Origin of the sequence: Streptomyces sp. NBC_00239 (assembly GCF_036194065.1) — a bacterium.
In the GTDB taxonomy this organism is placed as follows: domain Bacteria; phylum Actinomycetota; class Actinomycetes; order Streptomycetales; family Streptomycetaceae; genus Streptomyces.
Window position 1 is genome coordinate 1,271,311 of record NZ_CP108095.1, and the last position, 25,069, is coordinate 1,296,379.

Sequence of the window (25,069 nt, forward strand, 5' to 3'; positions counted from 1 at the left end):
GACAGGCCGCTCAGACCGGTCAGACCGGTCAGACCGCGCGGCGGAACAGGGCCGTCCACAGGAAGGCTTCACCGAAGCGCGGCGACCCGGCCGGCTCGTCCGTCATGCGGCGCAGTTCGACCTCCTCGAGGTCGGAGAAGATCCAACGCAACGACTCGTCCGTGTAGGCGAGTCCGCCGTGCAGCGCGGACTGGCGGTAGAAGTCCGTGTCCGGGAGTTCGGATCCCATCCCGCCGGCGGCGAAGCAGGTGAGGACGAAGTGTCCGCCGGGCGCGAGGACCCGGTCGAGCATGGCCAGGTAGCTGACGCGCCGGTGCGGCGGCAGGTGGTGGAAGCAGCCCGAGTCGTACACCAGGTCGTACGGGCCGGCGAGTTCGGCCTCGGTGAGCGCGAAGGCGTCGCCGCAGTGGAAGCGGACGCCGGCCCCGGCCTCGCGGGCCCGCTCTTCGGCCCAGCCGAGGGCGGCCGGAGAGAGGTCCACCGCGTCGACGTCGAAGCCGCGGGCGTCCAGGTACAGGGCGTTGCGGCCCGGCCCGCATCCCAGGTCGAGCGCGCGGCCGGGTGCGATGAGGCCGCGGTCGAGGTAGGACACCAGGTTTTCGTCCGGTGCGGCCACGAAGAACGGCACGTCCTTGGAGCGGTCCGCGTAGAAGGCGTCCCACCAGGGGGCCGCGCCCTCCGTCCAGCGGTCGGCCTCTGCCGCGAACAGGCCGTCCAGCAGCTTCAGCACGTCCTCGACCGAGCGTATGTTCCGGTCCATCAAGTCCCCTTTCACCAGGGGCAAACGCTACGGCCGATGGACACGAAAGCCCAGCTCAGAGGCGGTGCGCGGCGGTGCGGCGAGGGCGCAGGCGGGCGCCGGCGGCCCGTGCGCGCCGACGGGTGGGGCGACCCTCGTACCGCACCGGGCCGAAGCCCCCACGCCCCCGTGGAAGGCCTTCCAGGGCCCGTTGCGGGCCGCGCCGGGCCGGGTTTCCGGACGACTTCGCGGACTTGGCGGCGTTGGCGGCGTTGGCGGCGTTGACGGTCCGTCAGCCGCCTTCGGCGAGCGCCGCCGCGTCGAGGGCCTCGGTGAGCCGGTCCAGGCGGGCCTGGAGGTCGCGCGCCTCGGCAAGCCCGAAGCCCGTGGCGACCGCGATCCTGCGCGGCACCTCGGCGGCCCGTTCGCGCAGCGCGGTGCCCGCATCGGTCGGCGAGATGCGTACGGAGCGCTCGTCCTCGGCGCTGCGCTCTCGGTGCACCAGGCCCGCCGCCTCCAGGCGCTTGAGCAGCGGCGACAGCGTGCCCGAGTCCAGCCGCAGGCTCCGGCCCAGCTCCTTGACCGGCAGGGCGCCCTGCTCCCACAGCACCATCATCACGAGGTACTGGGGGTACGTGAGCCCGAGGTCCTTGAGGACGACCCGGTAGAGGCCGCCGAAGGCGCGGGAGGCCGCGTTGAGGGAGAAGCAGATCTGGCCGTCCAGGCGCAGCAGGTCCAGATCCGGGCCCAGCTCTTGCTTCTGGTCCTGGTCCTGGTCCTGGTCGGGGGCGGTCCCCCCGGGTCGCTCGGTCATGCGGACAGCTTACCTCGCGGGTCATTGAGTTGTGCACAACTGAATTGTGTGCTTCATTAATGGGGCGGCACCGGGGGGTGCCGAGCCAGCCCAACCGAGAGGAACCCTTCCGATGGACGCGCTGTACACCGCTGTCGCCACCGCCAACGGCCGCGAGGGCCGCGCCGTCAGCAACGACGGCCAGATCGACCTGCCCCTGGCGATGCCGCCGGCCCTGGGCGGCAACGGGCAGGGCACCAACCCCGAGCAGCTCTTCGCCGCCGGTTACGCGGCCTGCTTCGCCAGCGCCCTGGGCCTGGTCGGCCGCCAGGCGAAGGTCGACACCGGCGACGTGTCCGTCACCGCGGAGGCCTCCATCGGCAAGGACGCCACGGGCGGCTTCGGCCTGGCCGTCACCCTGCGCGTCGAGCTCCCCGAGGCGCTGATGGGCGAGACCGGTCAGCTCCTGGTCAAGCAGGCCCACGAGGTCTGCCCCTACTCCCGGGCCACCCGCGGCAACATCCCGGTCGAGCTCGTCGTCGAGTAGTCCCGGGGAGCTCCGGCGAGCTCCGGCGAACCGGGTGCTTCCGGTAGTACCGGGCGCTTCCCGTAGGACGGGGGGCTCCCTGGCCCCGGGACCACCGGTACCGGCCGCCCGGGACGGTTCAGGCGGAGGCGATCACCGTTTCGACGGTGTCCGCCTCCGCCGCCGTCTTGTCGGGGCGGTGGCGCACCACCCGGGCGAAGCGGAGCGTGACCCCGGCCGGGTAGCGGGTCGACCGCTGGAGGCCGTCGTAGGCGATCTCCACGACGAACTCCGGCCGCACCCGCACGGTGAAGCCGTCGTCGGACACCGCCAGCTCGCGCAGCAGCCGGGTCTGATCGCGCAGCATCGCGTCGGTGAGCCCCTTGAAGGTCTTGCCGAGCATCACGAAGCCGCCGTCGGCCGCCCGGGCCCCGAGGTGCAGGTTGGACAGGAAGCCGGCGCGCCGCCCGTGGCCCCACTCGGCGGCCAGGACCACCAGGTCCAGGGTGTGCACGGGCTTGACCTTCAGCCACAGCCTGCCGCGCCGGCCCGCCGAATACGGCGAGTCCAGCGCCTTGACGACGACCCCCTCGTGGCCGCGCGCGAGAGCGGCCTCCCAGAACTCCTCGGCCGCGCGCAGCCCGCCGTCCGGTCCACCGTCCCCATCCACGTCCCCATCCACGTCCCCGGCCGCGTCCACGTCCACGTCCGCCGCCGGGACCGCGGCCGGGGCGTCGACCAGCAGGCGGCGGACCCGGGCCGCCTCCGGCACCAGCCGGTCGAGTACGGCGTGCCGTTCCCGCAGCGGCAGGTCGAGCAGTTCCCGGCCGTCGGCGGCGAGTACGTCGAAGAAGGCCGGGCTGAGCGGCAGCGCCGCGTGCGCCGCCCGGACGTCCAGCCGTGAACCCACGCGGCTCGCGACCTCCTGGAACGCCACCGGCCGCCCGTCCGTACCGAGCGCGATCACCTCTCCGTCGAGGATGAACTCGCCACCCGGCAGCCCCTCGGCCAGGGCCGTGACCTCGGGGAGCCGCCCGGTGATCTCCTCCAGCGAGCGGGTGTACACGCGGACGCCGGACGCGCTCCGGTGCACCTGTACCCGGATCCCGTCGAGCTTCTCCTCGACACTGCACGGGCCGAGCGCCCGTACCGCCTCGGCCACCGACTTCGCGGTGTGCGCCAGCATCGGCTGCACCGGCCGCCCCACCCGTACGGTGAACCCGTCCAGCGCGCCCGGCCCGTCCGCGAGGACCGCACGGGCCACCGGCGGCAGCGCCCCGGCATGCATCACGGCCCGGCGCAGTGCGGCGGCCGGCACCCCGGCGGCCGCGGCCACCCCTTCCAGGGCGAGTGCCTCCAGCGCCCCCTGCCGGACCTCGCCCGCGATCAGCCGCCGCAGGAACTCCTGTTCGGGGGCGGTCGCGGCGCCGAGGAGCTCGACCAGTAGGGCGCGGCGCGCGGCCTGCGCCCCGGTGCCGGACACCGCCGCGAGCGCGCTGAGGGCGTCGTCGGTCGCGGTGACCGTGAGGACCGGCCGCTCCGCCGCCGGCACCGGCTCGCTCAGCAGCCGCCAGCCCACCCCGATCCGCCCCTGCGGCGGCCGGCCCGCGAGGTAGGCGATGACCAGGTCCACCTCCTGCGGTGGCGCGGCCGCGAAGAGTCCGGCCAGCAAGGCGGTCTTGGCGGACCGGGCGGACGCCTCGGCCACCTCCCGGGACACCCGCGCGACCTCGGCCAGCAGCATGCCGCCATCGTCCCTCCCGAGCCCGGCGACCGCACCCGCCCCGGCCGCACGCACCCGGAACGCACCGCGACCGGAACGCACCACACCGCCACCGCACCACCGGCGGCGCAGGCCCCGGGCCCCGGGGCGCGGGGCGCGGGGCGCGGGGCGCGGGGCCTGCGCCGCGGGCTGGCCGTACGGGCGGGATGCGGGCAGCCTGAACCCATGGAATCCGCGCGGACACCTGCGACGCAGGGGCAGCAGGAGGAACCGGCCGGCGGCGTCCGGCTCGGCACCGCCCAGGGCCGCTGGGTGCTGTTCACGACGGTGCTCGGATCGAGCATGGCCCTGCTCGACTCGACCGTGGTCAACGTGGCGCTCCCCCGGATCGGCGAGGACCTCGGCGCGAGCCTCGCGACCCTCCAGTGGACCGTCAACGCGTACATGCTCACGCTCGCCGGCCTGATCCTGGTCGGCGGCGCGCTCGGCGACCGCTTCGGCCGACGGCGGATCTTCGTACTCGGAGTGGTCTGGTTCGCGGTGGGTTCGCTGCTCTGCGGGATCGCGCCGAACGCCGGGGTCCTGATCGCGGCCCGGGCCCTGCAGGGCATCGGCGGCGCGCTGCTGACCCCCGGCTCGCTGGCCCTGATCCAGTCCTCGCTGGTCGCGGAGGACCGGGCGCGGGCGGTGGGGCTGTGGTCGGGGCTGGGCGGTGTCGGCGCGGCCGTCGGGCCGTTCGTGGGCGGCTGGCTGGTGGACGGGCCGGGCTGGCGGTGGGTGTTCCTGCTCAACGTGCCGCTCGCCGCGCTGTGCGTGCCGGTGGCCCTGCGGCACGTACCGGAGTCGCGCGATCCGCAGGCGCACGGCCGGTTCGACGTCGCGGGCGCGGCGCTCGGCGCGGTGTCGCTGGCACTGCTGACGTACGCGCTGATCGAGGCGGGGTCGGCCGCCGGGTGGGCGGCCGGGGCGGCCGGTGTGGTGCTGGCGGGCGTGTTCGTGGTGGTGGAGAGGCGGCGCCGGGATCCGATGGTGCCGCCGGACATCTTCGCCTCCCGGCAGTTCACGGCCGTCAACCTGGTGACCCTGTGCGTGTACGCGGCGTTCGGCGGCTTCTTCTTCCTGTCCGTGCTCCAGCTCCAGGTGGTGGTCGGCTGGTCGGCGCTGGGCGCCGGCGCGGCGCTGCTGCCGACGACCGTGCTGATGCTGCTGCTGTCGGCGCGTTCGGGTGCGCTCGGTGAGCGCATCGGGCCGCGGATCCCGCTGACCGTGGGCCCGCTGCTGTGCGCGGCGGGCATGCTGCTGATGGTGCGGGCCGGGCCGGGCGCCTCGTATCTCGCCGATGTGCTGCCGGCGATGCTGGTGCTGGGGCTGGGCATGGTGACGCTGGTGGCGCCGCTGACGGCGACGGTGCTGGCCTCGGTGCCGACCGCCCGGGCGGGGCTGGCGAGCGGGATCAACAACGCGGCGGCCCGGGTGGCGGGCCTGCTGGCGGTGGCCGCGCTGCCGCTGCTCGCCGGCATGGGCCCGGACGCGTACCGCTCGGCGGCGGAGTTCGACGCGTCCTTCCGGCTGGCGATGTTCTGGTGCGCCGGGCTGCTGGCGCTGGGCTCGCTGCTGGCCTGGACGACCGTACGGAAGCCGCGCACCGAGGCCTGCCATCCGCAGTGCCACACCTATTGCACGGTGACGGCCCCACCACTGGAGCCGACGCCCGGGTCAGGGGCAGGATCCCCGGACGCTCCCGGGCCCCGGTAGCCGCGGCGCCGGAGGGCCGCGGCCCGGTGTCCGGTGTGGCGCGGGGGCGGAGCCGCGGTGACAGTGGGGCGTATGTGCTGGAGCGCGACGGCGGACCTGGTGGCGGGCGCGGCTGTCACCGCGGTCGGCGTGGTCTGCGTGGCACGGGTGGTACGGGCGGGCCGGCTGCGGGAGCTGCCGCTCGCCGCGCTGCCGCTGCTCCTGGGCGTCCACCAGATCGTGGAGGCCGCCGTGTGGCGGGCCGGCGGCGGCACCGGGCCCGCGGTCACCGCCTGGGCGGTCATCGCCTTCCCGCTGGCGGCGGTGTGGGTGCCGGCCGCGGTGTGGTCCGCCGCTCCGCCGCCCGCCCCGCGCCGGCTGTGGGCGCCGGCCTTGGTGGGACTGGCGACCGCAGGGGTGCTCGCGTACCGGATGACCGTGCGGCCGGTGTCGGCGGACGTGCGCGGGCACACCGTGGGCTACGGCCTCGACGTGCCGTACGCGCCGCTGGTGATCGCGGCCTACCTGTTCGCGACGGTGGGCGCGCTGCTGCTCTCCGGGGACCGGTGGCTGCGGCTGCTGGGAGGTGTGGTGGCGGCCGGGGCGGTGGTCTGCGCGGCGGTGTGGCGGCTGGAGTTCGTGTCCACGTGGTGCGCCTTCGCCGCGGTCGCCTCGGTGCTGCTGCTGGGCTGGACGGGACGGCGGCACCAGCGGCGGCGGGTGGAACGGCCGGCGTAGCGCAGACATGGAGGCGCAGGCGTGGGCGCGAACGACGGCCCGGCCGGCGGTGGGTGCGGCGCCGGTCCGGACAGCGCCGGTACGGGCGGGACACCGCCGGTACGGTGCTCCCCCCGCCCCGCGGTGTCGTTACGTCAGGGCGGCGCAGACCGTACGGGCGATCGCGGGGGCGAACTCGTCGACCGGCTGCACCGCGTCCGCACCCGAGAAGTGCAGGAAGAACGCCCGCTGGAAACAGGCGCCGAGCAGCAGGGCCGCGGCCGCGTACGGGTCCCCGTCGGGGCGGATCCGACCGCGCTCGCGCTCCCGGACCAGGGTCCGGGTGAGCTCCTCGAGCACCTTGTGCGGGCCCGTACCGATCCGCTGGATGCCCTCGCGGTGCCGGTTGAGCAGTGCCGGCTCGGCGAAGAGGGAGGCCGCCATCGGCATCGCGTCGGCGTAGAAGAGCGAGGCGTGCCGGGCGATCTCGGTCAGCGCCCCCTGCACCGTGCGCTCGCCCGGTACTCCCGGCTCCACCGGGTCAGCCGCCAGGTCTGCCGTGAGGGCGCGCATCAGCGGTGCGGCGTTGGGCGAGCGCTCGGTGAGGACCCGTACGAACAGCTCCTCCTTGTTCGCGAAGTGCTTGTAGAGCGCCGCCTCCGAGCAGCCGGCCTCGCGGGCGATCGCCTTCGTCGTCGTATGGGCCAGGCCGGACGTGCGCATGAGCATCTCCGCCGCGTCGAGCAGACGCTCCGGAGTGGGACGGCTTGACGTCGGGGTGAGCATTCACTCACTCTAGCCGAGAGGACGGGTGAGTGAGCGCTCACCCACCCGTCCTCTCGGGCCCCTCCTCTCAGCCCCTTCTGTCGCTGCACCCTTCGGCCCCACCGGCCGGCCGCACCTCACATCCGGAAGGCACTCCTGTGAAGATCACCGTGTTCGGCGCCACCGGCGGCGTGGGCCGTCTCGTCGTCCGCCAGGCCCTCGACGCGGGCCACGAGGTCACCGCGGTGGTGCGCGACCCGGCCCGGCTGCCGGTTCCGGCCCACCCGCGTCTGCACGTCGCCACCGTCCGCGACGTCACCGACCCCGGCCCGCTGTTCCACGTCGTGGCCGGCCATGACGCCGTGATCTCGGCCCTGGGGGCGGCCGGCAACAAGCAGGCGAAGGCCTCACCGATCGCCGAGCCCGCCCTGCGCGCGATCGTGAAGGCCATGGAGGCGGCCGGCGTGCGCAGGCTGGCCGCGGTCAGCGCGGCACCGGTCGGCCCGGTGCCGGACGGCGACAGCGCGCTGACCCGGACCGTCGTCTTCCCGATACTGCGCCGGCTGCTGCGCGATCTGTACGCGGACCTGGCGGGCATGGAGGAGGCGATCCGGGCCAGCGCCACCGAATGGACCGTCGTCCGGCCGCCCATGCTCCTCGACCGCCCGCACACCGGCCGCTACCGCCGGGCACTGGACGCCAACGTCGCGGGCGGCAAGACCATCGCCCGCGCGGACGTCGCGGACGCCCTCCTGACCAGCATCGAAGACCCGTCCACCGTCGGCCACGTGCTGGGCGTCGCGAAGTAGCGGACGGCACGGCGGTGCGCGGCGCCACTATCGGAACACGCCGGCCAGGTCAGCGCCGCTCAGCATCACGCCGGACAGGTCCGCGTCGCGCTGGTCTGCCGTGCGGGGCAGCGCGTCGAGCACCTGAACGCCCAGCCGGCCGGTGTCGTGCAGGGGGCCGTGGCCGCCGAATGCTCACCCTTCCATGACACTCCTGCGGCGACGATCCCGCACCGCCGACCGCGGATTCCCGGCAGGCGGGGAGAAGGGTACGGGCCGCGCGACCGCTCCCCGCCTGCCGGTGCCGTGGTCGGGGTCAGCCGGCCCAGGGGGCCATGGGGTACCAGATGAGGTCGCGGCGGGCCAGGATGCGGACGTCCCAGTAGAGGAGCATGAAGACGCCCGCGGCGATGAAGGCGGCGGCCATCAGGGCGGACATCCGGCTCGGCTTCGCGGTGAGCCAGCGCTGCATGCGCTCGCCGAACAGTCCGGCGACGAGCAGGAAGAGCAGCGCGACGATCACGATGTTGCCGACGGCCTGGAGGCCGAAGGCGGCGGCCCCGTACAGCACGTTGTGGCTCTCGGCGGCGTCTCGGAACAGCTGGCGGAACAGGCCGAACGGGCGGCCCAGTTGGAAGGCGCCGATGAGCGCGCCCATGAAGACCATCGGCGCGTTCGGGAAGCGCGCGGTGAGCCCGGCGAGCGGATCGCGGGCCACTCCGGCGGCGGCCAGGCCGAGGTAGGTCATGATCAGGCCGAGCAGGCCGTAGACCACCATCGCCTGGACCAGGCGCGGCGAGAAGCCGCCGGACCCGCCGGTGGACTCCTCGAACTGCGGCATGGCCGTGCCGACCAGGGCGGCGACGACACCGTAGGCGGCGGACACGGCGACCGCGCCGACGGCCAGCCAGCCCAACGGCTTGACCATCTGCGCCATGCGGCCGCGCCGGGTCTGCACCTGGCCGGCGAGCGGGGCCATGGCGCTGAAGACGGCGATGTTGCAGGCGGTGAAGGTGCCCGCGACACCGGTGGCGAGGGCGAAGGCGATACCGGCCAGGGCGCCGGTGATCGGAGCGTCCTTGGCGGGGTGGCCGAGGAGGGTGCCGGCGACGTTGCCGCCGATGGTCTTGTCGACGAACTCGGCCGACCAGACCACCGTGAGGACGAAACCGAACAGGGCGCCGGCCAGCAGGACCAGGGCCCTCCTGCGCGGGGCGTGGCCGTTGAAGAGGAACGAGGGTGTCCGGGATGGCTGCCGGGCGGCCTCGGCTGCCGTACCGGGGCTCGGGGCAGGGCCGCTCGCAAGCTGAGTCAAGGGGGTCCTCTCGCTGAAGCGTTCACGTGCGTGGGCAGCATTCAGTGCGCCGCGTCGATGACGGGCGGGAGGTGCGGCAGCGAGCGTAGGGCCAACCGGCCGTATTCGAAGAGGAATTCGGGAACTCGTCCCCCACCAGCCCCACGCCACCGCCCAGATCAAGCCACCCCACCCCCCAACCCGACCCACCCCCGGTCCGGCTCCCCGGCCTCACGGCCCCGCCGCCCCACCCTCCTCAGCCGTAGGAATAGGCCGCCAGCCCGCACGGATGGCGGGAACGGCGGACAGACGACAGCACGTGGCGGGCGCGGACCGGCTCTGCCCGTAGCCGCCGTAGCCTGGCTGCATGGATGAAGTCTTGGACGGCCGGCGGCCGCGTGGAAGCGGTCCGGAGTTCCCGGTGGCGGGGTCGCTGTGATGCGGATCCGGGGGGCGCGGCCCGCGGAGGCGGCGGAGCTGACGGAGTTGGTACTGCGCTCCAAGGCGTACTGGGGCTACGACGAGGCGTTCATGGCGGCCTGCGCGGACGAACTGCGCATCCACGCCTCGGACATCGAGGCGGGCGGCGTCTACGTCGCGGAGGACGCCGGCGGGCTGCTGGGGGTGGCTGCGCTGACGGGCCGGCCGCCGGAGGCGGAGCTGGAGCTGCTGTTCGTCGACCCGGCGGCGATCGGCCGCGGGGTGGGCAGCCGGTTGTACGGGCACATGGTGGGGCTGGCCCGGGACCGCGGCTTCGCCCGGATGGCCATCGCGGCGGATCCGCACGCGGCGCGGTTCTACCGGCAGATGGGCGCCCGGCGCAGCGGCGCCATCCCCTCGGGATCGGTCACGGGACGTGAACTGCCGCACTTCGAGGTCGAGTTGGCGCCCAGCCCGGCCTGGGTGGACGCGTGGACCGGTGGCGTGCGAGCCGTCCACCTGGGCAATGTCGCGGAGTACAACCGGCAGTTCGCGGACCCGTCGCTCGCCGGGCTGACTCCGGACGCCGCGCACCACTATTCCTGCCTGGCCGCCTTCCACACCCCGCACCCGGCCGCCCTGGTCCTGCCCCGCCCCGTACCGGAGTGCTGGCTGCCCTTGCTGTCCCGCCAACTGCACTGGTACGACGTGGAGTTGTACGAGGGTCCGGGCGCCGCGGAGACCGGCCGGTCCCGAGCCGGCGCTGCGGATCCCGTGCCGGAGCCCGGCCCGCGGTCGGAACCGGCCCTGTCGGCGGCCGTGACGGCGCGCCCCGCGCTGGCGGCCCGGCTGCGCGCCCTGGGGGTGCCGTTCGTCCCGTGGGGCTGGACCCCGCAGTTCGCACGGCTGTCCGGCCGGCCGCTGCCCGACGGCGCGCTGCGGTACGAGTCCAAGGCCGACGCGAACGCGCTGTTCCGGCGGCTGGCGGCGGAAGGCGGGCACCCGGGGATAGCCGTGCCGCGGCAGTGGCCGGCCGGCTCCCGGTGGACGGCCGCCCGGCTGCTGGCGTCGCGGGCCCGTGCCGGTGCGACCACGGTCCTCAAGTCGGCGCACGGCGTGGGAGGTTCCGGCACCACGGTGGTGACGCCGGAGCTGCTGCGCGCGGCCGGCGGCGCCCGGGCGGTGCTGCGCCGGCTGCCGCGCGGACCGCTGCTGGCCGAGGAGTACGTGGCGGGGGCCGGACCCTGCCGGGACCTCACGTACGACGGGTTCGTGACGGAGGACGGGCACGCGCACCGGGTCGGGACCGCGGTGATGGAGGTGGCCGGCACCGGCTACCGGGGGGCCACCGTGGGCCCGGGTCTGGTGCCGGCGGCGCTCGACGACGCGGCGTGCGCGTTCGGGGACGCGGTCGGGCGGGCGCTCGCCGCGGACGGCTACCGGGGGTGGTTCGACGTGGACTTCGTCACCGACGCCGACGGCCGGCTGGCGCCGACCGAGACGAACTTGCGGCTCACCGGCCCGTCGGTGGCGTTCATGGTGCAGGCCCGGCTCGACGAACTGCGCGGCGGCCGGCACCTGGTGCGGGTCGTCGACCGGCTGGAGCTCGGCGCCCGGCTGCCGGAGCCTCAGCTGGCGGACCACCTGTCGGCGCTGGCCCGGCGGTGTGCCGAGCTGGGCGCGGTGTTCCTGCCCGCGATCCCCACCGCGGCCTTCGAGGCCGAGCCGTGGCTGGGCGTGGTGCTGGCGGCGGCCGATCCGGCGGACCTGGCCGCGGCGGAGGACCGGGTCCGGGCGGACTCGCTGGCGCTGGGCGGCCTGTTCGCCGGGGTCAGCGCTCGTCGAAGCCCAGCGGATCGTCCGGCTTCCGGGTGACGTACAGGGCGACGACGGCCGCCGCGACCATCAGGGGGATGTTGAAGACGTAGACGAGGGCGGCCTGGCGGGGCCAGTCGTTCTTGGCGGCGAGCCGGTAGAAGTTGTCCTGCGGCCACCAGGACACCAGCAGCCACACCACGGCGAGGTGCGCGGCGGCGGTGAGGCGGCTGGGACGGCCGGCCCGGCGCATCCACCGGCGGCCGGTGACGAGGAACAGCACGCCGGCGCCGAACGCCAGGCATTCGGCGAGGTACAGCCCGCGGAACAGCAGCGACCAGGGCGCGGGCACGCCGGTGAGGTCGGTGGATCCCGGCCAGAACACCCCGGTGAACAGCAGCGCGATCACGGCCAGGACCACCGAGCAGCCGGCCGCCGCCGGGGTCGCCGCCGGGTTCGGCGCGTGCGGGACCCCGGACGGCCGGCGGGCCGGGCCGCCCGCGCCCACGAAGCCGCCGTACTTCCCGCTGCCCGACCCTGCCTTCGCCGGCTGTGCGGGCAGCGGCAGGGCGGCCCGGTCCTCCTGGCCCGACCGGCCGCGCGGCAGCGCCCGTACGGGCACCACGGTGGTGGGGACGTCGGCGTCGGGGACGGCCGCGGCCAGGTGGCGGCGGAGCGTGTACGGGCCGGGCACCTCCAGGCTGTGCACTCCCGGGGCGGGGACGACGTACGCCACGAGCTTGTCGGGCGTGGCGAGGTCCGGCACCCGGGTGATGGCCACCGCGGACAGCTGCGGGTGGGTGCGCAGGAGGGACTCGGCCCGGTGCGGGTCGGTGCTGCGGCCGTCGGCGGTGATGCGGTCCCGGATCCGGCCCGCGTACTCCAGGAGGCCGTCCGGGCGCAGCCGCCCCAGGTCGCCGGTGGGCACGGCGGGGCCGCCGCCGGGGGCGGCCAGCAGGATCTCCCCGGTGCCGTCGGCGGCGGTGTCGCGCAGTTCCGCCCGGTATCCGGGGTGCGGGGTGCCGAGCAGGGAGAGCCTGTCGGGGGCGATCACCGGGCCGGACAGCTGGGGCAGTTCGAACCAGGTGCCGGCGCCCGCGGTCTCGGCGGTTCCGTACGCGTTGACCAGCCGGACACCGGGGCTCAGCCGGCTCTGGGCGGCGGACTGCTCGTCGAGGTACAGGCGGCCGCCGGTGACGGCGAGGAGCCGGACCGGCCAGTTCCGCTGGGGCCGGGCGATGCCTGGGGCGGGCGCCGCGGGCGCCTCGGGGCCGGTCGCGCCGAGCAGCCGGGTGAGGCCGGCCGGGTCGGTGTACACGACGGTGACGGCCTCGTCGGAGACCAGCCCGTCGGGCCCGCGGTCGCGGTACGTCGACGCCGCGGGCAGGATCAGGGTGCCGCCGGTGCACAGCGCCCGCGGCCATCCGGTGGCGAAGGCGGCGGTGTCGGCCGGTGCGGTGAACAGGTGGCGGTCGTGGGGGATCAGGTGCCCGGCCTCGGCCCACGCCACGACGGCTGCCGCGAGCCGCTCGCGGCTCACCGGCACGGCGCGCGGCCCGTCGGTGCAGACGAGGGCGGCGGTCCCGGCGGCCGGCCGGTCCGGCGGCAGCGGGGGCTGGGCCGCGATGGCCTCGACCTGCTCGGCCGCGTCCGGGCAGATCATCCGCAGTCCGCGGCCGTCGTCGAGCTGTGCGGTGCGCGCGGAGTCGGTGAGGACGGCGAACGGGCCCAGCAGGGCGAGCTGTTGCCGGGCCAGCCGCGGGGTGTCCCGGGCCAGGATCGCGTAGGTCCCGCCCGCTTTGAGTACGGCGAGCACGCCGGTCATGAGCGAGTCGACCGGCAGGTCCACGGCCACCACCGCGCCCTCGGGAAGTCCGGCGGCCAGCAGGTGCCGGGCCAACCTGTTGGCGTCCGTGTTGATCTGACCGTAGATCAGATGGAGTCCGCTGCCGGCGACCGCCGTGGCGCCGGGCGTCCGCGCGGCCCAGTACTCGAACTGTGCTGTGACGGTGGTGAGTTCATCACCGGCCTGGCCGGGGCGTCCGGTTGCTGATTCCTGCGTCATCCTTCGATGATGTCAGCGCGCTCTGACAGCCGTCAGTCCCCGGCGGGTCCTGGGTCGGTAACAGTCGCCGCCCGCCCACCTGTTCGGACTTCCGGCTCGGGCACGCCCGCCCGGTCCGCCGACCGCTCCGGCTGCCCGCCGGGCCGGATGCCCCCGGGCCCGGGGTACGGAACCGCGGGGCTGCCCCGCACGTCCGAGGGCCGGAAGCCGGTCGGTATCAGGACCGGTTCCGCAGGCCGGGCAACGAGGAATCGAGGGAAACATGCGTGGATCCGCTCTGGCGTTACGGACCGTCGCGGCGGCCGCGGTGCTCGCGTTCGGGGCGGGCTGCGGTTCGTCCGGCCCGGCTGCGACACCGCCGGCCGACGAACGGCCGCCCGCCAAGGTGCTGGCTGACGCCCCGGGCGGCCGGGAGTGCCCGAAGCCCGCGGAGTGGGTGCCCGGCCCCGCGCCCACCACGATCGAGGAGACGCCCGCCAACACGCCCGAGGCGACGGCCCTCGCCAACGCCATCGCGAAGGTGGCCGAGGGGTCTTCCGCGGGGGCGGAGCACGGGCCGTTCGGGGACGCGTTCGGGGCCGTGATCAACGACCACCCGGCGGGCCGGGTCGCGCTCTGCGTCACGGACCTGGCGCGCGGGCGGGAGCTGCTGGCCGCCGCGAAGAAGGCCGACCCGGCCGTGGACCCGGCGCGCGCCGACCTGTACACGAGCCGCTACACCCTGCGCGCCCTCATGGCGGCGGGGGACCGGCTCCCCCGCGATCCGAAGGCGTTCTCGTTCCCCCTGCACACCTGGGGTCCGGCCGCGGACGCGTCCGGGCTGTCCGTCACCAGCACCGCCGCCGGAGCCGCGTCGGCGGCGTTCCGCGCCGAGCTGTCCGCGGCCGTCGGCGGCATTCCGGTGACCCTGGGCGTCAGGCCGGTGCCCGTCCTGGGCTGAGCGGCGGGCGTCCGGCCGCGGGGCCCGGCCCGGAGAGGACTCGGGCCGGGCCACGGTTGTGCCGAGGAAGGAAAGATGAGCCTGCCACTGTCCGTCTCCGCCCTGCTGGACCGACTGGCGGCCCGGCTGTTCCCCGCGCACGAAAACCAGCAAGGGCGGCGCGGGCGGCACGGGATCCTGCCTCCGCTGCTCGTCGTGCTGACCTTCGTGACCGGGCTGGTCGACGCCGTCAGCTATCTCGGCCTCGACCGGGTCTTCGTCGCGAACATGACCGGCAACGTGGTCTTTGTCGGCTTCGCGCTCGCCGGTGACACCCGGCTGTCCGCGGCGGCCTCGCTGCTGGCCGTCTCGGCCTTCTTCGCCGGAGCGCTGGCCGGGGGCAGGTTCGCGGCCCCGCGGATCAAGGATCCGATGGTCATGTTCGCGGCCCTCGTCGGCGGGCACGCCGTCCTGGTGGCCGCCGCGCTGGGGGCCGGGCTGGGCGGGGCCGCAGCCTATCCGGTGATCGCGCTGCTCGCGGTGGGCATGGGCCTGCAGAACGCGGTGGTGCAGCGGCTGGCCGTGCCGGACCTCACCACGACCGTGCTCACGCGCACCCTGACCGGCCTCGCCGCGGACCCGTCCGGGCCCGCGGCGCTCCGCCGGGCGGTGTCGATCGCGGCGATGTTCTGCGGAGCCCTGGCGGGCGGGCTGCTCCAGCTCCGCCACGGCGCCGCCGCCGCACTCGCGCCCGCCTTCGTGCTGCTGGCCGCCGTCGCACTGGCGGCGGCGGCCGGACCGGCCCTAAACCGGGACCCGGGATCGGGATCGGAATCGGAATCGGGACCGGGACCGGGGGCAGCGTCGGGGCCGGGTTAGGAATCGGGGTTCGGGTTCGGGTTCGGATTCGGGGCGAACCCGGTCAGGGGAGGTAGCGCTCGACCGCCGCCGGCCCCATCTCCTCGATCATCTTCTTGGCCCGCTCCACGCTCTCCGGGGTGACGTCACGGCCCGAGGCCATGACCAGGTCCTCGGGGTCGTACGGCCGCTCCCCACCGCTGAACAGCCGGCTCGGCCGTGACGTCTTCTTCTGGTCCTCCGGCGCATCCTTCATGGCGGTCCACCTCATTCGGTGTCGAGCAGAAGTTCTTTCCCACGAGCGTAGACACACCCCCGCCGTCGCGCACCCCCCGCCGACGGGGGCGGACCCTTCCCGCCCCCGTCGACAGCCGTTCACCTGCATGTCCCTTGTCGCGCCTTTTGAGGTTCTACGGTCGATTACTACCGTTTCGACCACCGAGAGGCGTGATCATGGGTATGGACTGGGCCGTCCCGGCCGCGATCTTCTTCCTCAGCTTCTCCCTCACCGTCACGCTGATCACCGTGCTGGCGGTGGCGGTGCGCCTGCGCCGCCGGGACCGCGGCCCACTGGCCCCGCCCGCCCCGTCGGCGCTGCGCCCGTACGCCTCGCACTCCTCCCACCCCTAAGCCGCCGTGCCGGAGGCCGCCGAAAGCCGGGCCGTCTGAGCCCGGCCCCCGAGCCGCGGCCAGCCCCGGGCACGGCCCGCCCCAGACCCGCCTCAGCGCCGGAGCCCCGAAGCCTGCCGTACGGCCTCGGCCAGCCGTTCCACGTCCGGGTCCTCCGTACGGTCGGCCAGTAGCGCGGCCCGCTCGGCCAGCCCCCCGAGCGGGAGTGCGCCGGGCAGCGGCTCCCAGGTGCCGGAGGTCTCGCGCAGCGCCGAGGCGAAGTACGCCGCCACCGCCGACACCTGCAGCCGCGCCGGCGTCTGCGGCGTCCACAGCCCCTCGCTCAGGTCCGCGGCCTCGACCCCGCCGGACTCCTCGTGCGGGGTCCGGGTCCGCGGGTCTAGCCACCGGACGGTCGCCGTGGCCAGATGGCCCGCCGCGCCGGGCCGGATGCGTACGGCGTACAGCGCCGTGACGGTGTGGCCGGGCCCGACCTCGCCGCCGTCCACGGCGTCGTTGCGGAAGTCCCCGTCGGCGACCTTGCGGTTGTCGTAGCCGATCAGCCGGAAGCGTTCCACGGTCTGCGGGTCGAAGGACACCTGGGCCTTGGCGTCGCGGGCGCGGAGCTCGATCTGGGCGGGCAGCTCCTCGCAGAACACGCGTCGGGCGTCCGCCTCGTCGGACACGTACGTGGTGTGGCCGTCGCCGTGGTCGGCGAGCTGCTCCATCAGGGCGTCGCCGTAGTCCGCGCCCACACCCACCCCGGACAGGGTGATGCCGTGGCTGCGGCGGGCGTCGTCGATCCGGCCGAGGATGGTGTCGGCGGAGGTGGCTCCCGTGTTGGCGAGGGCGTCGGACAACAGCACCACGCGGTTGGTGGCCTCGGGCCGGTGGCCGGCCACGGCCTCCCGGTAGCCGCGCGTCACCCCGGCCTCCACATTGGTGGACTCGCTCGGCCGCAGCCCGTCGATCACCTCGTGGACCCGCTTGCGGTTCTCGGCCAGGCGGGTCATCGGCAGCCGGGTCTCGGCCTCGTCGCTGAAGGCGACCACGGCCACCGAGTCGTCGTCGCGCAGCCGGTCGGTCATCAGGTCCATGGCCGTGCGGACCAGGTCCAGACGGCCCGGCTCGGCCATCGAGCCGGAGATGTCGACGACGAAGGTGAGGGCGGCCGGACGCCGACGGGCATCGGCCGCGGCGGCCCGGGTGGTGAGGCCGACCCGCACCAGCGACCAGTCGCCGGTGGTGCGGGCGCCGTCCACGGTGACCGAGAAGCCGTTGCCGTCGGGCTGCCGGTAGTCCTGGCGGAAGCTGTTGACGAACTCCTCGGGGCGCACCGCGGCCGGGTCGGGCAGCCGCCCCTCGGCGAGGGTGCGGCGGGCGAATCCGTAACCGGCGGTGTCCACGTCCAGGGCGAAGGTCGACAGGTAGTCGGCGGGCGGCGCGGAGTGCCTGAGCCCGTCGTCCTCGCCCTCGCCCTCCCGCACGCCGTCGACCGGGCGCTCGGTCCCGCCGGTGCTCGCCCCGGTGGAGCCGCCGGACCCGCCGCCGTCGGGCAGGACGTACTCGGGCCCCGGGGCGGGGCGGCCGCCGCGGTCGGTGGCGGAACCCTCGCCGCGCCCGCAGCCGGTGAGCAGCAGCCCTCCGGCGACGAGCGCGGCGACGAGGCGCGCGTACCGCCGCGCGTGCGGGCGGGCGTCCGGACTCGCGCACCCTCTGGAGTAGTGACGTGCGAACTGCCTTGTGTACGGATCCACTTCGGCCCCCTCTGACGTCGACACCTGTGGTGAATGTGACGTTCGAGGGGGCCGGTGGGAGCCGTCGGAGGGGTTGCGAATCAGTCTCGAAGCGACAACGGCATACGGAATGTCAAGCTCGGGCCGCGATCGGGACACGAACCCCTCACGGGTGGAACCGCCGGCCGGACACCGCGGCGGACACCGTCACGGACATCACACCGGATGTCCTGACACAGCCGCCGAGGTCCGGCCGGAAGCGCCGGCTCGGCTCAGAAGCGGCCGGCCGCCACCGGGAAGCGTCCCGGACCGGACTGCGGAAGTTCCTGGCGCTCGGCGGCCGGGACGGCCTGGCAGGTCAGGTCGCGCGCCGGCAGCTTGCCGCCGAGGAGGTACGCGTCCACCTTGGAGTCCACGCACTTGTTCGCGGCGAAGAGGTACACGCCGTGGCCCTCGCCCTCGTTGACCGTGATCAGGCGCGAGCCCTTCATGGCGCGGTGCAGGCCGAGACCGCTGGCGAGCGGGGTCTGGGAGTCCCATTCGTTCTGGACGGCGAGGACACCGGTCTTGTTGGCGATCGGCGTGGCCGGCTCGATGCCCTTCTTCCAGAAGGCGCACGGCATGATGTTGGAGCCGAAGTCGCCGTACAGCGGGTAGCGGATCTTGTCGCGGACGGCGTCGCGGCGGTACTGCTCCGGGTTGCGCGGCCAGTTGGCGGTGTCCGAGCAGATGACGGCGAGGAAGACGGCGGTGCCGTTGTCCTCCGGGGCCTGGGCGGCGGCCGGGGTGCGCACCGTGCCCGCGGCCTTGAGGGCGGCCGGCAGGTGGGCGGGGCGGCCCGCGGCGGCGTTCTTGATGAGGACGACGAACTCGGAGGCCTCCTTCACGCTGAAGAAGACCCCGCGCGCGGAGCGGATGTCGTCACCGTTGACCTTCTGGCCGTCGATGACGATCGGCGTGCGGTCGGCACGCTTGACCAGGTCCCAGAAGGTCTTGGAGACCGCGGCCGGGGTGCGGCCGAGGTGGTACTGGCCGTCGCGCTCGGCGCTCCAGCGGGTCCAGCGGGCGAACGCCGGCTCGGCGCCCTCGGCCCACACCTGGATCATGCCGCGCCACACGCGCTTCGGGTCGACGCTGCTGTCGAGCACGAAGCGGTCGGTGCGCGCGGGGAACATCTGGGTGTAGACGGCGCCCAGGTAGGTGCCGTACGAGTAGCCCAGGTAGGAGATCTTGCGCTCGCCGAGGACGGTACGGATGACGTCCATGTCGCGGGCGGTGTTGCGGGTCGTGATGAAGGGCAGCAGTGCACCGGACTTGGCCCGGCACTTGTCCGCCACGGTGCGCGCCCAGGCGACGTCCCGCGGATACGTCTCCTTCTTGTACACGCGCGGGAAGCGCTGCTCGTCCGCGGTCAGTCCGCAGGTGATCGGCGTGCTGCGGCCGACACCGCGCGGGTCGAAACCGATGAGGTCGTAGCTCTCGCGCACCGGCTTGGCCAGCATCTGGCGGCCCATGAGCGGCAGGCTGAGCCCCTCGCCGCCGGGTCCTCCCGGGTTGAAGAGCAGCACGCCGCGGCGCTTGGCCGGGTTGGTGCTCTTGATCCGGGAGATCGCTATGTCGATCTTCCGGCCGGCGGGCTTGCGGTAGTCCAGGGGCACCTTGACGGTCGCGCACTGGAAGGCTGCGGGCGCTTGCGCGTCACAGCGCTTCCAGGTGGGCGTCTGGCGGAGGTACCCGTCGGCCGAGGGAGTGGGGGCGGCCTGGGCGGGCGCGAGGCCCTGTACCAGAGTGGCGGTCAGACCCAGGGCCAGCAGCGACGCGATTCTGCGCATGCGCACGAGAGCCGGTTCCTTTCGGTGGTGGAGCAGGACGTGCCCACCCTGGTATGCCGCCGGTCCCGGCGAATCAGCCCACGGGACATGGCTTCTCCTCCTCGAGGATGATCGGAGGAACCGTCAAGTATGAGACGGATACCGGCCATTGGCCGACTCCGGATGGATTGCTTCCGGTTGCGCCGGTTTCCGTACCGCGTGGCGGGCCGGGCGGCCCGTAGGATCTGCGGGATGCACGCGCCCGACCCCGCCTCCGAAGCCCCTTCCGAAGCCCCTTCCGGCTCCCCGTCGGGATCCCCCTCCGGGCCCCCTTCCGGGCCCCCTTCCGAAGCCACCGCCGCTCCCGCCCGCTCGCCCCGCGGCGTGGATCCGTACGTACGGGTCCGTGACGCGCGGGAGCACAACCTGCGGGGCGTGGACGTCGACATCCCGCGGGACGCGCTCACCGTGTTCACGGGGGTGTCCGGGTCCGGCAAGTCCTCCCTGGCCTTCGGCACCCTCTTCGCCGAGGCGCAGCGGCGCTACTTCGAGTCGGTGGCGCCGTACGCGCGGCGGCTGATCCACCAGGTCGGCGCGCCGAAGGTCGGGGAGATCACCGGGCTGCCGCCCGCCGTCTCGCTGGAGCAGCGGCGCGGCGCGCCGGGGTCGCGGTCCTCGGTCGGCACGGTGACGATGCTGTCCAACTCCCTGCGGATGCTGTTCTCTCGGGCCGGCGACTACCCGCCGGGCGCGCCGCGGCTGGATTCGGACGCCTTCTCCCCCAACACGGTGGCCGGCGCCTGTCCCGGCTGCCACGGACTCGGCCGGATCCACCGGACCACCGAGGAGCTGCTGGTCCCGGACCCGTCGCTGAGCATCCGCGACGGGGCGGTGGCGGCCTGGCCGGGCGCCTGGCAGGGCAAGAACCTGCGCGACATCCTGCACACCCTCGGGTACGACGTGGACCGGCCGTGGCGGGAGCTGTCGCCGCGGGAGCGCGAGTGGATCCTGTTCACCGAGGAGCAGCCGGTGGTCACGGTGCATCCGGTGCGCGAGGCGGATCGGATCCAGCGTCCTTACCAGGGCACGTACATGAGCGCCGAACGCTACGTGATGAAGACGTTTTCGGACACGAAGAGCGCCACCCTGCGGGCCAAGGCGGAACGCTTCCTGGCGAGTGCGCCGTGTCCGGACTGCGGCGGCAGCCGGCTGCGGCCCGAGGCCCTGGCGGTCACGTTCGCCGGGCGGACCATCGCGGAGCTCGCGGCACTGCCGCTGACGGCACTGGCCGGGATGCTGACGGAGACGACCGGCGGCGCCGACGCCGGGGCGGATGTCGGGGACGGGGCGGGAGGGAGGGCCGGCGCGGACAGGTCGGGCGAGGCGGCGCGGGTGCTGGCCGAGGACCTGCTCGCCCGGATCGGGCCGGTCACCGAACTCGGCCTGGGATACCTGAGCATGGACCGCACGGCGCCCACCCTCTCGGCGGGTGAGCTCCAGCGGCTGCGGCTGGCGACACAGCTGCGGTCCGGGCTGTTCGGCGTGGTGTACGTCCTGGACGAGCCGTCGGCAGGTCTGCACCCGGCGGACACGGAGGCGCTGCTCGGGGTGCTGGACCGGCTCAAGGAGGCCGGGAACACGGTGTTCGTCGTCGAGCACCACCTCGACGTGGTGCGGCACGCGGACTGGCTGGTGGACGTGGGCCCACGAGCCGGGGAGCACGGCGGCCGGGTGCTGCACAGCGGGCCGCCGGAGGGCCTGGCGCGGGTGCCGGAGTCGGCGACCCGGCGCTTCCTCTTCGACCGCCCGGCGGCGCCGCCCCGGCCGGTACGGACACCGTCCGGCACGCTGCGGCTGGCCGGGGTGAACCGCAACAACCTGCGGGAACTGGACGTGGACTTCCCGCTGGGCGTGCTCACCGCGGTCACTGGGGTGTCCGGCTCGGGGAAGTCCACCCTGGTCGGCCGGGTCCTCGCGGAGGAGGTCGCCGGACGGATCGCCGCGTCCGCATCCACCCCGACGGCCACGTCCGGGGCCGGCCCGACGGCTGCATCCGGGTCGGCGACCGCGTCGGGGTCGGCGGCCGCATCGGCGTCGACGTCGCCGCCCGCGTCCGCACCGGCACCGGTTTCGCGGCTGGTGGAGGTGGACCAGAAGCCGATCGGCCGGACCCCGCGCTCCAACCTGGCCACGTACACCGGCCTGTTCGACGTCGTCCGGAAGATCTTCGCGGGCACCGCGGAGGCCAGGGCGCGCGGCTACCGCGCGGGCCGGTTCTCCTTCAACGTGCCCGGCGGGCGCTGCGAGACCTGCCAGGGCGAGGGTTTCGTCTCGGTGGAGCTGCTGTTCCTGCCGAGTACGTACGCGCCCTGCCCGGAATGCGCCGGCGCCCGGTACAACGCGGCGACGCTGGAGGTGCGCCACGAGGGCCGGAACATCGCCGAGGTGCTGGAGCTGACCGTGGACGCGGCCGCGGAGTCCTTCGCCGGGGTGCCGGCCGCGGCCCGCTGCCTGCGGGCCCTTCAGGACGTCGGCCTCGGCTACCTACGACTGGGGCAGCCGGCCACCGAGCTGTCGGGCGGCGAGGCGCAGCGCATCAAGCTGGCCACCGAGCTGCGCGGGGTCGCGCCCGCGGGCGGCGCCGCGGGCGGCGCCGGGGGCGGCGCCCGCCGCGAGCACACCCTGTACCTGCTCGACGAGCCCACCACCGGCCTGCACCCGGCCGATGTGGAAGTGCTCATGCGGCAGTTGCACGAGCTGGTCGACGCGGGCCATTCGGTGGTGGTGGTCGAGCACGACATGGCGGTGGTGGCCGGCGCGGACTGGGTCGTGGACCTCGGTCCCGGCGGCGGCGAGGCGGGCGGCCGGGTGGTGGCCTGCGGCCCGCCGCGCGAGGTGGCCGCCGCCGGCGCGGGCCGCACGGCCGGCTACCTCGCCCGGGCCCTCGGGGGTGTCTGACGGATCTCCGCCGGACACCCCCGGGGCGACCGTGCCGGTCACAGCACTAGAGGGCGTTGAGGTCGACGGCGGCGGCCATGGCTGCGTTCCCGGCGTCGTTGAGGTGGAGACGGTCGCCGGAGCGGAACTCCTCGCGGAGCACCCCGGGGTCGGCCGGGTCGGCGAGCGCGCGGTCGAAGTCCACGACACCGTCGTACGCGCCACCGGTGCGGATCCAGTCGTTGACCGCGTTCCGCACGCCCTCGCCGCGCGGGGTCCAGTCCGGGTACCCCCGGTAGGGCGGGATGGTGGCGCCGAGGATCCGTACGCCGCGCGCACGGGCCTGCCGGACGAACTCGCGGTGCCCGGCGATGATCTCGGCCGCGCCCACCTTGGGGCTGGGCGTCGTACAGCGGGCGGGCTGCCGCTCGGCCTGGATGATGTCGTTGGTGCCCTCCAGGACGATGACGGTCCGGACGTCCGGATGGCCGAGCACGTCGCGCCGGAAGCGGGCGGTCCCGCGCTCGCCGTAACAGACCGAGTCGTTCAGCACCTTGTTGCCGCTGATGCCCTCGTTCAGCACGGCGAGCGGCCGGCCGGCCGCGGCGAGCCGGCCCGCCAGCCGGTCGGGGTAGCGGCGGTCGGCGCCGAAGGTCGCGCCGAGTCCGTCCGTGAGCGAGTCCCCGAACGCGACGACCGTCCGGGGTCGTCCGGCGCCCCCGGCCCGCTCCTGCACGTCGACGCCGGCGACGTAGTACCAGGAGCGGCTGGTCTGCGTGAACGCGGTGGCCGCCGGATCGCCTACGTGGTTCCCGGCCGCCCGGTAGGAGGTGGTCAGCGCGAGGTTGTGGAAGGTCGCCGGGCCCGTCGGCGCCGCGAACCAGAGCGTGACGGCGAGCTGTTCGCCGGCCTTGACGGGCAGCGCCACCGGGTCGCTCAGCAGTTGCCTGCCCGCGTGCACGGTGAAGCCGGCCGCCCCGCCGAACCGCACGGTGCGCACCGAATCCTCCGCCACCGCGGCGCCGCCGGCGCTGCGCGCGACGGCCGCGCCGGCGATCCGCAGCGGCCTGGCGCCGTACGCGTTGGACAGCCGGACGCGCAGCGCCTGCCCTTCGGCGCCGGCCCGTACCACCTGGCGCAGCGTGTGGCGGTCGAAGCCGCCCTCGGACCAGTTCTCGAACCAGGTGGTGTGGGCGGGCGCTTGCAGCGAGGCCGACCAGGCGCTCCGCCAGGGACCGGCGGCCTGCGCGGAGGCCGCGTGCGGGCCGGCCGCGTGCGGGCCGGCGGGGTGCGGGCCGGCGGGGTGCGGGCCGGCGGAGTGCGCCGGCGCCGGGGTGCACGCGGTGGCCGCCAGGAGGACCGCAGCCAGCGGAAGGGCGAGCGCGAACGAGGACGCAGTCATGCCCCAAGCCTGCCCCGGCGAAAGGCCCGCGCGCACCCCTCCGCCATCTCTACAGCCGTAGAGTGACCGTATGTCCACCCCTGACCGCCGCACCCTCATCGCCGACACCGCGATCTCGCTGGTGGCCGCCGCCGGGCTGCGGGGGCTGACCCACCGTGCCGTCGACGCCGCCGCGAACCTGCCCGCCGGCAGCACCTCGTACTACTTCCGCACCCGTACGGCCCTCATCGGAGCCTGCTACGCACGGCTCGCCGTGCTGGACCTGGCCGACATCGAGACCGACACCGGCCCCCTCCCGGCCGGCGGGGGGCCGACCCTCGCGCCCGGGGACGCGGCCGCGGCCCGGGAGGCGGTGGCGGGCGCGTTGGCGGGGCTGCTGTACCGCTGGCTCACCACGGGACGCGAGCGGCAGCTCGTACGGTTCGAACTCAGCCTGGAGGCCGCGCGCAACCCGGATCTGGAAGCCGACCTCCACCGGGCCGGGCTCGGAGCGCGGGACCGGGCGGCCGTGCTCCTCGGCGCGCTCGGCGCGGAACGCCCCCGGGAGGCCGCGGAACTCATGGCGGCCTGGGCCGACGGCCTCCTGTACGACCGCCTGGCCGGGGCGATGGCCCGCTCCCGCCCGGCGCCGGACCTCACCGAACTGACCTCGGTCACCCGGCGCATGCTCGCCGCGGTGCTGGCATCCGGGTGAGGTGGGCCGACGGCCCGGAGCCGCGGAAGCCGTCGGAGCGGCCGGACCCGCCACGACCGTCGAAGCCGCCGGAGCAGCCGGAGCCGCCGGACCGCAACCGGCTACGCGTCGCCCGGGAGCAGGTGCTGCGGCAGCTCGCTGAACTCCCAGCGGCCGGACCGGCGGGTGAAGGCCCACAACAGGTCGTACCGGTCCGGCCAGCCCGCCGGGACGCCGAGCACGCCGTCCGCGCCCAGAGCCCGTACCAGCCGCGGGATGCCGGTGTGCTCCCAGCAGATCAGCACGGGCATCGTGGCCGCCAGCGCGGCCTTCGCGAGCGCCTCTTCCTGCCCCAGTGCGTACGTCGTACGGGCCGGGGTGGCCGCGTGCAGGGCCAGCGCGGCCACGGTCTGCCGGGACCGGGCCACCGCGCCGCCCGTCGCGAACAGTGCGGCCGGCCGGGGCAGCCGGGCGCCCCGGGTCGGCCCGAAGAGCAGCGGCAGCGCCTCCGCACGGCGGTGGCCGCGGCCCGAGAGTGAACCGGGGTCCGGCTCACCGTCGTCGTCCTCCCCGCTGTCCCCCGCGTACGGCCGCTCCGCGTGGCGGATCACCATGACCAGGGCGTCCCCGGCGGCCTGCGGGCCGGGCGCGGGCCCCGCCGGCGTCTCGGCCCCGGCCGAGCAACCGGCCGCCAGCGGGGCGAGGGCGGCCAGCACGCTTCTGCGCCGTACTCCTTCTGCCATGG

At 75.0% G+C, this 25,069-nt stretch carries 21 protein-coding genes; 10 read left to right on the forward strand and 11 right to left on the reverse strand.

Going from position 1 to position 25,069, the window contains the following annotated elements; genetic code table 11:
• Positions 1–28 precede the first annotated feature (28 nt).
• Together OG764_RS05640 and OG764_RS05645 are read right to left on the reverse strand one after the other, a co-directional pair.
• Positions 29–760: a class I SAM-dependent methyltransferase gene (locus OG764_RS05640; protein WP_328967276.1), complete on the reverse strand. Its 732-nt coding sequence runs from the start codon at positions 758–760 to the stop codon at positions 29–31.
• Positions 761–1,031: 271 nt separating this feature from the next.
• Positions 1,032–1,553, reverse strand: a complete 522-nt coding sequence (locus tag OG764_RS05645) for a MarR family winged helix-turn-helix transcriptional regulator (RefSeq protein ID WP_328967277.1) — start codon at positions 1,551–1,553, stop codon at positions 1,032–1,034.
• A 112-nt stretch (positions 1,554–1,665) separates the two neighbouring features.
• Between OG764_RS05645 and OG764_RS05650 the strand changes: the two genes are divergently transcribed.
• Positions 1,666–2,079: an organic hydroperoxide resistance protein gene (locus OG764_RS05650; RefSeq protein ID WP_328967278.1), complete on the forward strand. Its 414-nt coding sequence runs from the start codon at positions 1,666–1,668 to the stop codon at positions 2,077–2,079.
• A 118-nt stretch (positions 2,080–2,197) separates the two neighbouring features.
• On the opposite strand, the gene OG764_RS05655 is transcribed toward OG764_RS05650, so the two are convergent.
• Positions 2,198–3,802 carry an ATP-dependent DNA ligase gene (locus OG764_RS05655; protein WP_328967279.1) on the reverse strand — a complete coding sequence of 535 codons (1,605 nt, stop codon included), beginning with the start codon at positions 3,800–3,802 and terminating at the stop codon, positions 2,198–2,200.
• 204 nt (positions 3,803–4,006) lie between these two features.
• Between OG764_RS05655 and OG764_RS05660 the strand changes: the two genes are divergently transcribed.
• Positions 4,007–5,536 carry an MFS transporter gene (locus OG764_RS05660; RefSeq protein WP_328967280.1) on the forward strand — a complete coding sequence of 510 codons (1,530 nt, stop codon included), beginning with the start codon at positions 4,007–4,009 and terminating at the stop codon, positions 5,534–5,536.
• A 72-nt stretch (positions 5,537–5,608) separates the two neighbouring features.
• The gene (locus OG764_RS05665; protein WP_328967281.1) at positions 5,609–6,253 is read left to right on the forward strand and encodes a DUF6629 family protein; all 645 of its coding nucleotides are present in this window, start codon (positions 5,609–5,611) and stop codon (positions 6,251–6,253) included.
• Between the two features lie 129 nt (positions 6,254–6,382).
• Here OG764_RS05665 and OG764_RS05670 read toward each other — a convergent pair whose 3' ends face one another.
• Positions 6,383–7,018 carry a TetR/AcrR family transcriptional regulator gene (locus OG764_RS05670; RefSeq protein ID WP_328967282.1) on the reverse strand — a complete coding sequence of 212 codons (636 nt, stop codon included), beginning with the start codon at positions 7,016–7,018 and terminating at the stop codon, positions 6,383–6,385.
• Positions 7,019–7,155: 137 nt separating this feature from the next.
• Between OG764_RS05670 and OG764_RS05675 the strand changes: the two genes are divergently transcribed.
• The gene (locus OG764_RS05675; protein WP_328967283.1) at positions 7,156–7,806 is read left to right on the forward strand and encodes an NAD(P)-dependent oxidoreductase; all 651 of its coding nucleotides are present in this window, start codon (positions 7,156–7,158) and stop codon (positions 7,804–7,806) included.
• A gap of 295 nt (positions 7,807–8,101) precedes the next feature.
• On the opposite strand, the gene OG764_RS05680 is transcribed toward OG764_RS05675, so the two are convergent.
• Positions 8,102–9,100, reverse strand: coding sequence for a hypothetical protein (locus OG764_RS05680; protein ID WP_328967284.1), 999 nt, complete (start codon positions 9,098–9,100; stop codon positions 8,102–8,104).
• A gap of 417 nt (positions 9,101–9,517) precedes the next feature.
• On the opposite strand from OG764_RS05680, the gene OG764_RS05685 reads away from it, so the two are divergent.
• The gene (locus tag OG764_RS05685) at positions 9,518–11,374 is read left to right on the forward strand and encodes a GNAT family N-acetyltransferase (protein ID WP_328967285.1); all 1,857 of its coding nucleotides are present in this window, start codon (positions 9,518–9,520) and stop codon (positions 11,372–11,374) included.
• Here OG764_RS05685 and OG764_RS05690 read toward each other — a convergent pair.
• On the reverse strand, positions 11,331–13,379 hold the full coding sequence (locus OG764_RS05690; protein WP_328967286.1) for an AMP-binding protein: 2,049 nt from the start codon (positions 13,377–13,379) through the stop codon (positions 11,331–11,333). The two genes, OG764_RS05685 and OG764_RS05690, sit on opposite strands and share 44 nt — an antisense overlap.
• A gap of 262 nt (positions 13,380–13,641) precedes the next feature.
• Between OG764_RS05690 and OG764_RS05695 the strand changes: the two genes are divergently transcribed.
• Together OG764_RS05695 and OG764_RS05700 are read left to right on the forward strand one after the other, a co-directional pair.
• Complete coding sequence (locus OG764_RS05695; RefSeq protein WP_328967287.1) at positions 13,642–14,319, forward strand: hypothetical protein; 678 nt, start codon at positions 13,642–13,644, stop codon at positions 14,317–14,319.
• Between the two features lie 75 nt (positions 14,320–14,394).
• The gene (locus OG764_RS05700) at positions 14,395–15,177 is read left to right on the forward strand and encodes a YoaK family protein (protein ID WP_328967288.1); all 783 of its coding nucleotides are present in this window, start codon (positions 14,395–14,397) and stop codon (positions 15,175–15,177) included.
• Between the two features lie 43 nt (positions 15,178–15,220).
• On the opposite strand, the gene OG764_RS05705 is transcribed toward OG764_RS05700, so the two are convergent.
• The gene (locus OG764_RS05705) at positions 15,221–15,412 is read right to left on the reverse strand and encodes a hypothetical protein (RefSeq protein WP_328967289.1); all 192 of its coding nucleotides are present in this window, start codon (positions 15,410–15,412) and stop codon (positions 15,221–15,223) included.
• Between the two features lie 197 nt (positions 15,413–15,609).
• Between OG764_RS05705 and OG764_RS05710 the strand changes: the two genes are divergently transcribed.
• Positions 15,610–15,786, forward strand: a complete 177-nt coding sequence (locus tag OG764_RS05710) for a hypothetical protein (protein WP_328967290.1) — start codon at positions 15,610–15,612, stop codon at positions 15,784–15,786.
• A gap of 92 nt (positions 15,787–15,878) precedes the next feature.
• On the opposite strand, the gene OG764_RS05715 is transcribed toward OG764_RS05710, so the two are convergent.
• Positions 15,879–17,522 carry a YfbK domain-containing protein gene (locus OG764_RS05715; protein WP_443055853.1) on the reverse strand — a complete coding sequence of 548 codons (1,644 nt, stop codon included), beginning with the start codon at positions 17,520–17,522 and terminating at the stop codon, positions 15,879–15,881.
• A gap of 251 nt (positions 17,523–17,773) precedes the next feature.
• A complete protein-coding gene (locus tag OG764_RS05720) occupies positions 17,774–19,333 on the reverse strand; it encodes an alpha/beta hydrolase (protein WP_443056185.1) in 1,560 nt (519 codons plus the stop codon).
• 363 nt (positions 19,334–19,696) lie between these two features.
• On the opposite strand from OG764_RS05720, the gene OG764_RS05725 reads away from it, so the two are divergent.
• Positions 19,697–22,270 carry an ABC transporter gene (locus OG764_RS05725; RefSeq protein ID WP_443055854.1) on the forward strand — a complete coding sequence of 858 codons (2,574 nt, stop codon included), beginning with the start codon at positions 19,697–19,699 and terminating at the stop codon, positions 22,268–22,270.
• Positions 22,271–22,316: 46 nt separating this feature from the next.
• Here OG764_RS05725 and OG764_RS05730 read toward each other — a convergent pair whose 3' ends face one another.
• Positions 22,317–23,651, reverse strand: coding sequence for an SGNH/GDSL hydrolase family protein (locus OG764_RS05730; protein ID WP_328967293.1), 1,335 nt, complete (start codon positions 23,649–23,651; stop codon positions 22,317–22,319).
• Between the two features lie 70 nt (positions 23,652–23,721).
• Between OG764_RS05730 and OG764_RS05735 the strand changes: the two genes are divergently transcribed.
• Positions 23,722–24,345 (forward strand): TetR/AcrR family transcriptional regulator, encoded by a 624-nt coding sequence (locus OG764_RS05735; RefSeq protein ID WP_328967294.1) that lies wholly within the window; start codon positions 23,722–23,724, stop codon positions 24,343–24,345.
• Positions 24,346–24,446: 101 nt separating this feature from the next.
• Here the strand turns inward: OG764_RS05735 and OG764_RS05740 are convergent, their stop codons facing one another.
• The gene (locus tag OG764_RS05740; RefSeq protein WP_328967295.1) at positions 24,447–25,067 is read right to left on the reverse strand and encodes a hypothetical protein; all 621 of its coding nucleotides are present in this window, start codon (positions 25,065–25,067) and stop codon (positions 24,447–24,449) included.
• Positions 25,068–25,069: the final 2 nt, after the last annotated feature.

Bases quoted from the DNA above. Each gene is read 5' to 3' on its own strand.
- OG764_RS05650 (WP_328967278.1), top strand. From the start codon at position 1,666: ATGGACGCGCTGTACACCGCTGTCGCCACCGCCAACGGCCGCGAGGGC.
- OG764_RS05685 (WP_328967285.1), top strand. From the start codon at position 9,518: ATGCGGATCCGGGGGGCGCGGCCCGCGGAGGCGGCGGAGCTGACGGAG.
- OG764_RS05720 (WP_443056185.1), bottom strand. From the start codon at position 19,333: ATGCGCAGAATCGCGTCGCTGCTGGCCCTGGGTCTGACCGCCACTCTG.
- OG764_RS05665 (WP_328967281.1), top strand. From the start codon at position 5,609: ATGTGCTGGAGCGCGACGGCGGACCTGGTGGCGGGCGCGGCTGTCACC.
- OG764_RS05670 (WP_328967282.1), bottom strand. From the start codon at position 7,018: ATGCTCACCCCGACGTCAAGCCGTCCCACTCCGGAGCGTCTGCTCGAC.
- OG764_RS05730 (WP_328967293.1), bottom strand. From the start codon at position 23,651: ATGACTGCGTCCTCGTTCGCGCTCGCCCTTCCGCTGGCTGCGGTCCTC.
- OG764_RS05740 (WP_328967295.1), bottom strand. From the start codon at position 25,067: ATGGCAGAAGGAGTACGGCGCAGAAGCGTGCTGGCCGCCCTCGCCCCG.
- OG764_RS05655 (WP_328967279.1), bottom strand. From the start codon at position 3,802: ATGCTGCTGGCCGAGGTCGCGCGGGTGTCCCGGGAGGTGGCCGAGGCG.
- OG764_RS05705 (WP_328967289.1), bottom strand. From the start codon at position 15,412: ATGAAGGATGCGCCGGAGGACCAGAAGAAGACGTCACGGCCGAGCCGG.
- OG764_RS05690 (WP_328967286.1), bottom strand. From the start codon at position 13,379: ATGACGCAGGAATCAGCAACCGGACGCCCCGGCCAGGCCGGTGATGAA.
- OG764_RS05640 (WP_328967276.1), bottom strand. From the start codon at position 760: ATGGACCGGAACATACGCTCGGTCGAGGACGTGCTGAAGCTGCTGGAC.
- OG764_RS05710 (WP_328967290.1), top strand. From the start codon at position 15,610: ATGGGTATGGACTGGGCCGTCCCGGCCGCGATCTTCTTCCTCAGCTTC.
- OG764_RS05695 (WP_328967287.1), top strand. From the start codon at position 13,642: ATGCGTGGATCCGCTCTGGCGTTACGGACCGTCGCGGCGGCCGCGGTG.
- OG764_RS05660 (WP_328967280.1), top strand. From the start codon at position 4,007: ATGGAATCCGCGCGGACACCTGCGACGCAGGGGCAGCAGGAGGAACCG.
- OG764_RS05735 (WP_328967294.1), top strand. From the start codon at position 23,722: ATGTCCACCCCTGACCGCCGCACCCTCATCGCCGACACCGCGATCTCG.
- OG764_RS05645 (WP_328967277.1), bottom strand. From the start codon at position 1,553: ATGACCGAGCGACCCGGGGGGACCGCCCCCGACCAGGACCAGGACCAG.
- OG764_RS05700 (WP_328967288.1), top strand. From the start codon at position 14,395: ATGAGCCTGCCACTGTCCGTCTCCGCCCTGCTGGACCGACTGGCGGCC.